We start from the raw sequence: 12748 nt of genomic DNA, 5'->3' as shown, positions 1-12748 counted from the left end.
CTCTGGGTCAGTCGATGATCACCCGGCGCCGGGGCGCCGTGGTCGGGTCGGCGGCCCAGCCGCCCCCGGTGACGTGCGGTCCGCTGGTCACCGCGGTCAGCGGGTTGTCCCGGATGGTGCGCAGCCGCGCCTCGACGGCCCGGTTCGGCACCCCGGCGCGGCGCAGCCGCTGCACGTGCTCGTCGAGTTGCTGCTGGATGGAGGCGACCTGGCTGTCGACGATCCCGGTCAGCCGGGTACGCGCCTCCTCCGGCAGAGCGGGCGCGGCGGCGAGCTCCCGGATCGGCGGCAGCCCCCAGCGGGCGTGGTTGAGCGCCCGCGCCGCGGCGAACTCGTCGGGTGCCGCGGACAGCTCCCGCGACAGGGTCTCCGACCAGGTGACGAGGCGTTTGTTGAGGGCCTCGGTGATCCGGTTCATCAGCCGTGCCCACCCGTCCCCGGCGAAGTCGCCGGGGGCGAGCACGGGCAGCGTGGAGACGTCACCCGGCTCGCCGGCCGCCCACCGCTCCAGGAACGACGCCCAGATCTGGAACGCTCCTCCGGTCACCCACATCGTCAGTCCCGCCGGTGCCGGTGGACGAGGATCTCGCCGGGCGGCAGCGGGTCCCAGTCCGGCAGGCTGCGTACCATCCGGCGGTTGCGGGCGGTCGCCCGTTCCTGGTGGCTGCCCTGCCGGGCCCAGGGGACGCTGTCGTCGGCGGCCGCCCGGGCCGGGAAGGCCACCGGCGCCTTGGCCTGTGCCGGGATGTGCCCGTTGGTCGGGTAGGTCATCGGAGGCTCCCCTGTTCGGTGACGCGCCGCTCGTACGGGGTGGCCCCGGCGCCGGCGGTGGCCAGATCGGCGATCATCGTGCGGACCTCGGTCTCGCGCCGGTCGGCCTGCTGGAACGCGGTGGTCCAGTCGACGAGCTCGGCGCCGGCCCCGCGCAGTTGCTGCAGCGAGTCCTGTTTGGCCCGCTCCACCTGCTCGTAGGCCTGCCGCTGGCGTTCCTCGGCCTTCTGCGCCTGGGTCCACAGGACCAGGCCCCACACCCCGCCCACGAGCAGGGCGATGAGGACCGCGGCCGGATTGATGTTGCCGAGGCAGATCGCCAGGACCACGGTGACCGCGATCGGCGCGATCGCGTTGCGGCGCCAGTTGTAGGCGAAACTCTCGATGAACGGCTGCGCCGCCCGGTCCCAGTGCTCGGTCAGCGAGCGTTCCAGCTCCTCCATCGGCTGGGTGAACGACCCGACCCAGCGGGGCAGCCCGAAGACCGCGCCCAGCACCTGGTGCGACTGCTCGAAGACCGCCTCGACGTTGGACGGCAGCTCCGTCCGGTAATCCCGGCTGTAGGCGGCGTGTGCCCGGGCGAACCACTCGTGGCAGGAGGAGATCGCCATCCGCTGGGTGGCCCGGCTGACACCGAGCTTCGCCGGGTTGAGCGCCGATTCGCTCTGGATGGTGAGGAAGTCGAGCTTGGTCTCCAGGGCGAGCAGGTCGGTGTCCAGGTCGTGCCGGGCCGCCGCCAGGTCGCCGTGGTGCCGGACCACGGCGACGTTCTCGGCGTGCTCGCGGCGCAGCGGCAGTTCCTCGTCGTCGAAGCCGGTGACGAGCAGGTCGAGCAGGTCGTCGACCTGGTCCTCGATGCGGTCCGGTGAGGTGATCTCCTCGGCCGCCATCGCCGAGTAGGTGGTGATCAGCGCCGCGTGCACGGCCGCGCGGGACAGCACCCGGTCCATCTGCGGCCACTGCGGGGAGACCGCGGCCAGCCGGGGGAACCGGGCCTGCGCCGACGGTGCGGCGTAGCGTTCCACCTCGGCGCGCCACCGGGCCACCTGCGCCTGCTGCTTGCTCTCGTCGCTGAGCAGTGTGGCCCGCCACTCGTCCAGGCGTTCCTGCACGAGCGCGACCCCGGCCGGGCCGAACGCGCCCTGCGAGACGCTCTCCAGGATCATCGCGAACTCGCGGCCCAGCTGGTTCGGGTCGAGCGCGGCGAGGAAGTGCCGCAGCCAGCGCAGCGAACTCTCCGGGCGGCCCTGGCGGCGCAGCACGAGGGCCATGAACAGCGAGGTCTTGCTGGGGGAGCGGCGGAACGCCTCCTGAACGGCGCGTTCGCAGTCCTCGGGCTCGTCGGCCAGCCAGTGCCGCATGGCCAGCAGCACGGGCGCCAGCCAGTAGCGGGGTGTCTCCATCATCAGCTGCTCGCCGACGTCGCGCATCGTGTCGTCGGAGACCAGGCCGAGGTCGAAGCCCTGGAGCATGCCGGTGGCGACGCGGCGGACCACCTTGTAGTGGCCGTACTGGTGCTCGATCTGGGACTCGACCACGCCGATGCGGGTCTCGGCGCGTTGCAGGTGGGCGGCGCGTTCGGCCTGCGCCACGTACGCCTCGAACGCCTGCGTCAGTTGCACGAGGCGGCCGTCGACCTGCTCGGTGCGCTGCTCGACGCCGGCGACCTGGGTGCTGACCAGGCCGACTCCCTGCTCCAGCCGCAGCACGAGTCCTTCGACCCGGTCCACCTTGTTGTGCAGGGCGCTGTCTCTGTCACTCACGTCTTCTCGACCCTTCAGGTGACGACGGAGCCGTCTTTGAGGACTGGTCTGAGCTCGCCGCTGGCGTAGACCTCGACGAACTCGTAGGCGCCCGAACGGACCAGCATCCGGGCCTGGGAGAACGGGTGTGGCACGGCGTCGGCGGGGGCGTAGTGCTCGACGATCGACTGCCAGAGGTCGAGCCGATGGTCGATGTACGGCGGGCCGAGGTGGCACAGGGCGAACATGCCGAGCGGGACGTCGCCGAACTCGCTCTCGTACTCCGCCTTGATCCAGTCGGCGAGCTGGCTGCGGGTCGCCGGGTCCAGGCCGGCGTCGAGGCGGTGGACGGCCTCGAAAATGCCGGCGTGGCGTGCCTTACGGATCTTCCGTTGATCCGGGCGGAACAATTGTTGATCTTTCGCGGTGCTCTTCGGGCCGGTATCGACGCGCGATTCAACCCTCCGCCGATGTGCGAATTCCATTTCACTCCAGGGGGCGGGATGCTAATCCGGCGGTGAGCGTAACAGCGCATTTATGGCGAGCACCAGAGCACTTTGGAGGATGGGATCCGGCGACGCTCGAGATCATCCGGAAGGGGATATCCGTCAGCGTGCTCCAGGTCGCCGATCGGCCGCCCGGGTCGGCCGAAAGTACCAGTCCACGGTGGTCGTCCGGTACGGGTAAGCGTGTTGATCAAAATCATCGGCACCGATCCCGAATTGTTTCTTGTTCGGGTTCGAAGCGCGTGCGAGGATGCTGCCGATCCCGGCGTCCAGATATGAAGAGGGAATTGATGCTCGCCGACGTTGCCCCGCAGCTGGACGAATTAATACGAACGGATGAGGTGCTCTCCGACGCACGACTGATCGATTCCGGCAGCCGGGGTGACGACGAGTTGTCGCTGGCGTTGCGGTGCGGCCGTCCGCTGCTCTATCCGCTGCCCGCCGCCGACCTGCCGCCGGTGCTGCGGGGCCGGGCCGCGGCGACCGGCGCCCGCTACGCCGGCGCGCTGTTCGCCTTCGACCTCGACGTGCCGCCCGCCGGTCACCGGTACGCGGCCGCCCGGTTCACCGTCGACCTGGCCGGCTCCGGTGTGGTGGCGGTGCAGGTGCACTCCTGCGGCGACGCGTTCGGTCTGCTGCCCGACGGCGCGGCCACCGCCGTCGCCGACCGCGCGGCCGGCAGCGTCCGGGCCGCCCTGTTGCGCCGCCTCGGTGTGCGCACCGACCGTCCGGCCGCCCGGACCAGCGGGACGCTCAGTTCCCGGTTCGGCTGGCACTACACCGATCGCCGGGCCACCCCGCTGCTGCCGCGCACCTACGGCGGCTCCGCGCTGATCGAGTTGCCGCCCGGTGCCGCCGAACTGCACGGCAGCATCGAGGCCGAGGTGGAGTTGACCGGCCCGGCGCGGCGGCGTGCCACGAGCGCCGAGCGGATCCCGTTCACCGTCGCGGCCCCGGGTGCCCCGGCCGGCCGGTCCGCCGCCGTGCGGCTCTGCATGGCCGCCGACATCTCCGGCTACAGCAGGCTCGGGCCCGACGCCGCGGTGCAGGCCCAGCAGGACCTGGTCCGGATCCTCGCCACCGCCCGGACCGCGGCGGGCGTGGACCCGTCGGCGGTAGCCCCGCAGCCGCAGGGCGACGGGCAGTTCACCGTGCTGCCGGTGGGCCTGGACGAGGCGGCGGCGCTGCCCCGGCTGATGCGCTCGGTCGCGGAGCAACTGGCCGCCCACAACGCCACCCGCTCCGGTGACCGGCTGCGGCTGCGGGTGGCGCTGCACCGTGGGCTGGTCCGGGAGGCGGACAACGGCTGGGTGGGCCGGGCCGCGATCGCCGTGCACCGGATCCTGGACTGCGCGCCGGTCCGGACCGCGCTCAGTGAGCATCGGTACGCCGATTACGTGCTCGGCGTACCCGATGTGCTCTACAGCGACGTGCTGACCACCGGCGAGTTCCCACCGCCCGCGGCCTTCCGCCCGGTCCTGGTCGATCTTCCGGCGAAGGGTTTCCGCGAGCAGGCCTGGGTCTACGTGGCCGGGAGCGGCGCATGACGGCCGTGTACGCGCTGGTCGTCGGCATCGACACCTACCGTGCCGTGTCCGGGCTGCGCGGCTGCCGCGGTGACGCCGCCGCGGCGCTGGCCTACCTGCGCTCGCGCACCGCCGAGGACGACCTGCACGCCGTCGAGCTGCACGACGACAAGGCCACCCGCGAGGCCGTCATCGACAGCATCCGGCACCACCTGGGCCGGGCCGGCGCCGGCGACACCGCGGTGTTCTTCTACGCCGGGCACGGTTCGCAGGCGCCGGTGCCGCCGCAGCTGTGGCACACCGAGTCGACGGGCATGATGCAGACCCTGGTCTGCACCGACTCCCGCGACGGCGACACCCCTGATCTGTACGACAAGGAGCTCGCCGTCCTGCTGGGCGCGGTGGCCGCCCGGGGCTGCCACGTGGTCGCGATCCTGGACAGCTGTCATTCCGCCGGCGGCGTCCGCGAGGTGCCCGAACCGGCCGCCCGGGCCCGCCGGATCCCCCCGGCGACCAGGGCCCCGCTACCCGAGGCGCTCATCCCGGAGCTGCGGCACGGCTGGCAGGCGCTGCCCGAGCACAGCCACCTGGTCGAACTCGCCGCCTGCCACAGCGACCAGCTGGCCCACGAGATGCCGGTCGACTCGGGTGAGCCGCGCGGCGTGTTCACCTGGGCCCTGTTGCGCGCGCTCGACCAGCTCGGGCCGTCCGCCACCTACCGGGAGGTGCTGGCCGCGGCCCGCTGCGCGGTCGAGGACCGGGTGCAGATGCAGGCGCCGCAGCTGTCCGGCGACGAACCGGCCGACCAGCCGTTCCTCGGCGGCGCGCTGAGGCCGCCGGCTTCCGGGATCACGCTGCGCCACCTCGCCGGGCGTTGGGAGATCGACGCGGGCAGCTGCCACGGCCTGCCGCCGGTGGCCGCCGGGCCGATGCGGGTCACGGTCGCGGGCGATGGCCCGGTACGCGCCGCGGACGTGGTGTCGGTGCTGGCCGACCGGTCGATCGTGGCACCGGACGGGTGGACGCCGGACCCGGACCGGCAGTACCCGGTGATCTTCACCCGTCTCGCCCAGCCACCGCTGACCGTCGCGGCCGGCCCCGACGTCGCCGACCTGATCAGCGGCTCCCCGTACCTGCTGGCGGCCGGCGAGCAGTCCGTGCCGGACCTGCGCATCGACGTGACAAGGTCGGGCCGGATCCTGCTTGCCGGCACCGACGGGCAACCCTTGGCGCCGGAAGTGGACGGTCCTGCCCAGGCGGTCCGCGCGGCCGAGCACATCGCCCGGTGGCGGCACGCTCGGGCGCTGGGCAACCCGGTGTCGCCGCTGGCCGGCGCGGTACGCCTGGAGATCGTTCCCGCGTATCCCGGTGAACGGGCCGCGCCGCTGCACCGGCCGCCCCGCACCGTGGACGCCGACGGCCGGATCCGGTTGGAGTACCGCCCGCAGGCCGGCGGGTGGGCCGCGCCGACCGTGTTCGTGCGGCTGCACAACACCAGCGACCGCAACCTGTGGTGTGTGCTGCTGGATCTGACCAGCGGCTACCGGATCCACACCGCCCTGTTCCCCGGCGCGTTCGTCAGCGCCGGGCTCAGCGGCACCGCCCTGAACGGCCGTCCGGTGCAGTTCAGCCTGCCCCGCGGGCAGGAGCCGCGGCCCGGCCGGCACACCACCGACTGGCTCAAGCTGATCGTCGCGGAGTGCGAGTTCAGCGGGCGCCCGTTCGAGCAGCCGCCGCTGGACGAGGCCGGGCGGCGGGGCGTGCTGGAACGGATCCGGATGACCCGGGACGCCGGTTCCGCGGACCTGGACGACGCGTACGACTGGGCGGCCACGACGGTTGCGGTGCACACCGTGGTGCCGGGATGATCGCGGCCGATGGGGAACAGGGCGAGTTCTGGCTGAACCGCTACGACGAGGACCCGGACCTGGCCCACCTGGGCCGGGCCATCGATCACTTCCGGGCGGCGCTCGACACGGCGCCCGGGCATGCGGACAGCCTCTGGTGGCTGCGGTGCCTGGCGCTGGCGTACCAGGAACGGGCCCGTCGCGGCGGTGACCCGGACGACTGGACCGGCGCGATCGTGCACGCCCGGTGGGCGGCCGGCGAACTGGCTCCCGGTGAGGCCCGCGACGAGATCCTGCTGATCCTGGCCGAGGCGTACCGGGATCAGGCGATCGTGGCGACCGCGACCGAGGAGGACGCCCGTGCGGCGGCCGCCGAGATCGACCGGATCGCCGCGGAGATCACCGGCCGGGAGGCGTCCGGGATCGTCCGGTTGCTGCACGGGCTGGCCCTGACCTGGGTGTTCGCGGTGAACGCGGACGACGACTGCCTGCGGGCCGCGATCGGGGTGCTGGAGCCGGCCCTGGACAGCCTGGGACCGGAGTCGCCGTATCACGACGAGGCGTGCGTGGATCTGTGCCGGGCCCACGTGGAGCTGGCGGAGGGCGACGACGACCTGGACCGGGCGATCCGGGCCGGTCTGCGGGCGACCGACCAGCAGCATCCCGAGGTGCGGTCGGCGCTCGCTTGCGCGTACCAGGAAAGGTGGGACTCGCGGGACGAACCGGACGACCTGGATGCGGCGATCGGGCATTGGCAGGCGGCCCTGGCCGCCGTGACCGACCCGGCCGGCCAGGCCGCCTGCGGCCGGTTGCTCGCCGAACGCGCCGAGCTTCAGCAGGACCGGGACGGCGCCGGCGCCGCGATCGAGCTGCTCGAACAGGCGGTGGCCGGCGGCGAGCCGGTCTGGTGGGAGCTGGGCCTGGCCTACCAGCTGCGCCGGGAACTCGGCGGCGACGAGGACGACCTGCGCCGTGCCGGCAAGTGGATGGACCGGGCGATCGCGGAGACGGCGTCACCGGAGTGGCTGATCTACGCCTATGCGCAGCGGCTCGGCGTGACCCGCGAGCTCATCGAGATCGAGGCCGAACGGGACCAGCAGAACGCGCCGCCGAGCGCGAGCGACATGGTGGACCAAGTCGCCGCGGCCCGGGCGGTCTGGGAGAGCGGGGTGGGTGCGGAGGAGGCGCGCGTCCGGCTGGCCGTCATCATGGGGCTGAGTGCCACGTTCGGCTGGTGGTCGCATCCCGAGACGATAGACACCGGCTGGCTGGTGCGGATGGTTGCCGTCGGGCGCAGCATGCCGAACAAACCGCCCGGCTGGGACGAGCACCTGGACGGGCTCGACGCGGTCGCCCAGCACGCGGACGCGACCCAGCGCGGCGTAGCGGTGCCGGAAGAGTCAATGACGAAGCTGCTGCGCGGCCTGCAGCTGTACGAGCCGAAATCCGAGGCCCACCAGTCGGTGCGTAACGTCGCGCCGATGTTCCTGCTGTCCACTGCGGTGCGCAGCGGCGACCGGCGGATGCTGCGGGCCGCCGTCGACCAGTTGCGGGCCCGCGACGATCCGGACGGTCGCGAGATCGGCGACACGATGGAGCTGATCGACCGGGCCCGGCACGGCGATCTGAGCGCGGTCGAGCAACTGCGCCCGAGACTCCAGCGGCTGCGGGACACCAACCCGTCGTACCTGACGCGGCACACGGTGATGCCGCTGCTCGCGGCCCTGGAGTCGGTGATCGACGGCCGCGACGGGGCGTACCGGCCGGTTGATCACTCACCGGTCGCGGAGGGCGGCCGGGCGGTGCTGGATCGCGCATTCCTGGCCCTGTTCGGCCCGGTGCACGCGGCCGTCGTGCGGCACGACGTCGACACGATGCGCGAGTGCATCGGCCGGATCAACGAGCTGCTCGACGTCCTGCCGGCCGAGCATGCGATCCGTCCGGTGCTGCTCGAGCTGGGCGGGCTGACCGGGGCGGCGCTGCTGCGTGACGAACCGGGCGACCAGCACGCCGCCGATCAGCTTCTGGCGTGGGCCGACGCGGGCCTGGCCCTGGTCGGCGGTCCGCAGCACCCGCAGTGGGCGTCGTTCGCCCTGAACCGGGCCGAGGCGCTGCGCCAACTGGCCGGTGGGGACCGGGCCGACTCCCGCCGGTGGGGTCTGTCCGCGCTGCAGAGTTTCGCCTGGCAGGTGCTGCTGCAGTCGGGCACCGACGACGCGGTCCTGGCCGCCGCCGACGCCGGTGACAAGGCCCGGCGGGTGGCCGGCTGGTGCCTGCAGGACGCCGCGACCGAGGACCTGGTCGCCGCCCTCGACGCCGGGCGCGCGCTGGTTCTGCAGGCCGCGACCGCTTCCCGCACGATCGCCGACCAGCTGACCGCGGCCGGTCATCCGGAGCTCGCCGAGCAGTGGCGGGAATCCGCCGGTTACGGCCGCGACCTGGTCACCGGTAACCCGCTGCGGTCGGCGGGCACCGCCTTCGAGGTTCCGGATCATCTGCGTACGCGTGTGCTGCGCGCCCTCGACCTGCACGCCCCGCAGCCCGCCTCGACCGCCGACATCCGTGCCGCACTCGCCACGACCGGCCACGATGCGCTGGTCTACCTGATGCCGGCGACCGCCGAGTCACCCGGCGCGGTGGTGATCGTGCCGGCCGACGGGGAGGCGGCCACCCTGATCCTGCCCGGCCTGATCGTCGGCCCCCGGTCGATGCTGGCCCGGCACACCGCGGTCCGGGCCGCCCGCGACGCTGGCGAGGTCACCGGCGAGCAGCCGCCCGCCGCCGAGGACCCGGACGGCCTGTTCAGCTGGGCGTGGTCGGCGGCGATGGCGGCCCTGCTGCGGCACACCGGCACCGGCACCCCGGAGCGCCCGATCCGGCTCGTGCTCGTGCCCACCGGCGCGCTGTCCGCGGTCCCGTGGCACGCCGCCTACCGGCAGCAGGACGGCCGGCGCCGCTATGTCGTCGAGGATGCCGTCGTGTCGTACGCGATCTCCGCCCGTGCCTTCATCGACAGCGCCCGGGAACCGGCGCGGGCCGTCAAGTCCGTGCTGATCGTCGGCGACCCGACCGGCGACCTGCCGTACGCCGGTGTCGAGGCCCGGGCCATCGGCCGGGCCTTCTACCCCGACGGGCTGTTCCTCGGCCGCTCCGCCGGCTCCGGCACCCCGAAGCAGGTGCTGGACTGGATCGCCGAGGCCGCCCCCGGACCGTCGCTGCTGCACCTGGCCTGTCACGGCCACGCCGACCCGGACCATCCGACCGCGGCCCGGCTGCGGCTGGCCGGCGGCGACCTGACCGCGCAGGAGCTGATCGAGGCGTCCCGCACCGCCGAACTGGAGATCGAGCAGGTGTTCCTGGCCGGCTGCTCCACCGGCGCCGCCGGCCGCCAGCACGACGAGGCGTTCAGCCTGGCCACCGCGTTCCTGGCGGCCGGGGCCCGGACCGCGTTCGGCACGCTGTGGAAGGTGCCGGACGCGGAGACCTCGGTGCTGATGTTCCTCGTCCACCATCACCTCAACACGGGTGGTTGCACCCCGGCGGAGGCGTTGCGACGCGCGCAGCTCTGGATGCTCGACACCCGGCGGGAGCCGCCCGGCGCGATGCCCGCCGAACTGCGCGGCCACGTCATCGGCCCGGCGCTGGCCGCGCCCGCGTCCTGGGCGGCCTTCACCCATCAGGGCCGCTAATGCCCGTGGTGCGTGAACCCGGCCCACGCGGCCACGTCGTCGCCGTCGAGCCGCCCGACCTGCGCACTGAGCGCTGCGGGCATGGTCGCCGGGATCGCGCGGTCCGGGTCGAGCATCCACCGCTGGGCGTGGTTGAGCGCGTCCATCGGCCGTTTGCCCGCGGACCGCAGGTAGTGGTGGGTCATGAACATCAGCAGTGAGGTGGCGTCGTCGGGCACCGGCCACAGTGAGCCGACGACGCTGCGGGCGCCGGTCGCCAGGAACGCGGTGGCCAGGCTGAACGCTTCGTCGTAGGCGCCGCTGGGCACGCCGGTCGTGCAGGCCGCGAGGGTGACCAGGCCGATCGTGGTCGAGCGGCGGGCGGTCAGGATGTCGCGGGCGGTGAGCCGCTGCCCGCCGGCCAGCCGCAGGTGTGAGCCGTCCACGCCGGCGCCGGTCGCGCCGTGGCAGGCCAGGTGCAGCACCGCGCCGCCGCCGGCGAGCATCCAGCCGCGGACCGCTTCCGGGGTGGCGGCGCCGGCGTCGAGCAGGGCGGCGTCCGGGTAGAAGGCGGACCGTACCGCCGCCGCCTCGGCGAGCGCGGCCGGCAGGTCGCCGGTCGGGTCGCCGACGATCAGCGCGGGCGCCCGGTCCGCGGTGGGCGCCCGTTCGGCGACCTGGCACAGCAGGCGGGCCGAGGCGGCGTACGTGAACGTGGCGATCTGCACCACCCGTGTGCCGTCGCGGTCCCGTGCCGCATGCCAGGGCACCGCCGCGAGATCGCCCATCGGGATCAGCGCGATCCGCGGCGCCCGGCCGATCGCCCAGCGGTCCAGGGTGTCCAGCAGCGGGCCGATCGCGGACCGCCAGGCCCAGTCGCAGAGCCGGTTCAGCTCGTCGCGCCAGCCGGGTTCGACCGGCTCGTCGACCGCGCCCGCGTCGCGGATCGCCAGCCCGTCGAGGTGCCGGCCGACCAGCCCGGTCGCGGTCAGCGAGGGCAGCGGCAGGTAGGCCGGCCGGCGCCCGGTCACGCTGCCGGCCGGAACCAGCACCGCGCAGCCCGCGCCCTGGTCGTCGGCGGGCAGCAGGTAGACCAGCACGTCGGCGTGCAGGGCGGTGAGCGCGGCGCCGATCTCGTCCACGGCCGGCGGGTCCAGCACGTCGGGCACCGCGGTCTCGGTGACCGGTCCGCCGGTGAGCGCGGCGAGCACCTCGCCGCGCACGTCGGCGTCGGTCGCGTCGCCCTGCCACCGGGCGAGCAGGTCGGTGCGGCCGAGTTTGCGCAGCCGGGCCGGGATGTCCATGGTGACCGTCGCGGCGTAGAGCATCAGGCAGCGCCCGGAGTCCAGCGCGGCGGCCGCCCCGGCCGGGTCGCCGTCGGTCAGGCACCAGCGGGCCACCTGCTTCGCGTCGTCGGCGGCGTCGCGGGCCGCGGCGGCCGCGTTGGCGGTCCCGGCCTGCAGCAGCACCGACCAGGCGTGCCCGCGCAGCGCCCGGTGCCCCTCCGCTCGGCTGTTCGCCAGCCGGCCGGCCAGGCGGTGCGCCATGCCCAAGGCGAGCGCGGTCGGCGCCCACACCGGGTGCCCGGGATGCCCGGCGAGCTGCTGCGCGCCGGTCAGCCGCCGCACCGCCTCGTCCAGGGCGGCCGGGGCGCCGGTGAGCTGGTACTGCATGCACAGCAGTTGGCCGAGCATGCCGAGGATCATCGGCCGGTGCACGTAGCCCGGCGGCGCCACCTCGTCGGCCTCGCGCAGCATGCGCACCCCCCGGGCGATGCCCTGCGGGTCCTTGCGTTGCACGGCCGGCTGCAGGATGCCGGAGGCGGCGGTCAGCAGCCGCCAGGCCCGTTCGGCGCCGGCCACACCCGGCTGGTCGGCGTCCTCCGGCGACGCGGTACCGGTGGCGCCGGTCATCAGCCGGCGCATCGCCCTGGTCGCCGGGTCGTCGGGCGGCAGCTCGTCGACCATGTCGGTCATGGCGGTCAGCGCGCTGGTGGCCTTGTCCATCTCGCCGTGCTGGACGGCGGTCAGCGCCTCCGCGCCGACCAGCATCGTCTCGGCGAGCTTGCGCTGCCGCGGGTCCAGGTCGTCGCGCTCGAGCATCGCGCGGGCATGCTCGGCGGCCGCCTGCGCGTCGGCGAGGTTGCCGGCCTCGGCGCCGCGTTTCACCGACAGCGCGGTGCGGAAGGTGGGCAGCATCCGCGCGTACACGGTCTCCGGCGGCACGGTGCGTTCCAGCTCGTCGAGCCGGCGCAGCGCCGCCGCCCGGTCGAAGCCGGGGTCGTCGGCGTACCCGGTGAACACGTCGACCATGCTGTGCAGCACGGCCGTGGTGCCGGGCACCGCCGGGTCGTCGCCGGCGTCGTCGATCAGCTGCCGCACCTGCGCCGCGTCGACCGGGCTGCCGAGCAGCCCGCCCTGCAGCAGCAGGATCACGAGCTGCCGGCCCACCAGACCGCGGGCCTGCCCCCGATAGGAGCAGGCCCGGTACGCCTGGAGCGCGGCCGCCAGAGTCGCCGGATCGTGGTCGCGGCTGAACCGGGCACCGAGTGACTGCGCCCGGGCCAGCTGGTGCGCCGGAGTGGGCCGCAGCGCCGGATCGGCCAGCTCCACGATCATCCGGTCGAGGTCCTCGGTGGCCGCGAACGGAATCTCCGGCAGGGCGGCGATCGGATCAGTGATGCGCACC

Annotated in this window: 8 protein-coding genes; 3 read left to right on the top strand and 5 right to left on the bottom strand. The window is 73.9% G+C overall.

The features are described 5' to 3' along the window. Positions 1 to 7: 7 nt before the first annotated feature. Genes OHA21_RS19070 through OHA21_RS19055 form a run of 4 tightly spaced genes read right to left on the bottom strand, consistent with a single transcriptional unit; the run spans position 8 to position 2923 of the window. On the bottom strand, positions 8 to 553 hold the full coding sequence (locus OHA21_RS19070) for a hypothetical protein (RefSeq protein WP_328475413.1): 546 nt from the start codon (positions 551 to 553) through the stop codon (positions 8 to 10). 2 nt (positions 554 to 555) lie between these two features. Further along, positions 556 to 771 carry a hypothetical protein gene (locus OHA21_RS19065; RefSeq protein WP_328475412.1) on the bottom strand — a complete coding sequence of 72 codons (216 nt, stop codon included), beginning with the start codon at positions 769 to 771 and terminating at the stop codon, positions 556 to 558. Further along, on the bottom strand, positions 768 to 2534 hold the full coding sequence (locus OHA21_RS19060; protein ID WP_328475411.1) for a hypothetical protein: 1767 nt from the start codon (positions 2532 to 2534) through the stop codon (positions 768 to 770). Before OHA21_RS19060 ends, OHA21_RS19065 begins: the two co-directional genes overlap by 4 nt. Positions 2535 to 2548: 14 nt before the next feature. Then, the gene (locus tag OHA21_RS19055; RefSeq protein ID WP_328475410.1) at positions 2549 to 2923 is read right to left on the bottom strand and encodes a hypothetical protein; all 375 of its coding nucleotides are present in this window, start codon (positions 2921 to 2923) and stop codon (positions 2549 to 2551) included. Positions 2924 to 3360: 437 nt separating this feature from the next. Here OHA21_RS19055 and OHA21_RS19050 point away from each other — a divergent pair, with 437 nt between their 5' ends. Genes OHA21_RS19050 through OHA21_RS19040 form a run of 3 tightly spaced genes read left to right on the top strand, consistent with a single transcriptional unit; the run spans position 3361 to position 10081 of the window. Then, a complete protein-coding gene (locus tag OHA21_RS19050) occupies positions 3361 to 4566 on the top strand; it encodes a hypothetical protein (protein ID WP_328475409.1) in 1206 nt (401 codons plus the stop codon). Beyond that, a complete protein-coding gene (locus tag OHA21_RS19045; protein ID WP_328475408.1) occupies positions 4563 to 6413 on the top strand; it encodes a caspase family protein in 1851 nt (616 codons plus the stop codon). Before OHA21_RS19050 ends, OHA21_RS19045 begins: the two co-directional genes overlap by 4 nt. Then, complete coding sequence (locus OHA21_RS19040; protein ID WP_328475407.1) at positions 6410 to 10081, top strand: CHAT domain-containing protein; 3672 nt, start codon at positions 6410 to 6412, stop codon at positions 10079 to 10081. Before OHA21_RS19045 ends, OHA21_RS19040 begins: the two co-directional genes overlap by 4 nt. Here OHA21_RS19040 and OHA21_RS19035 read toward each other — a convergent pair. After that, positions 10078 to 12747 carry a CHAT domain-containing protein gene (locus OHA21_RS19035; protein ID WP_328475406.1) on the bottom strand — a complete coding sequence of 890 codons (2670 nt, stop codon included), beginning with the start codon at positions 12745 to 12747 and terminating at the stop codon, positions 10078 to 10080. The genes OHA21_RS19040 and OHA21_RS19035 overlap by 4 nt on opposite strands. Between the last annotated feature and the right edge of the window lies 1 nt (position 12748).

It is taken from the genome of Actinoplanes sp. NBC_00393 (assembly GCF_036053395.1).
In the GTDB taxonomy this organism is placed as follows: Bacteria; Actinomycetota; Actinomycetes; order Mycobacteriales; family Micromonosporaceae; genus Actinoplanes.
This window is presented reverse-complemented; position numbering and strand designations above follow the sequence as displayed.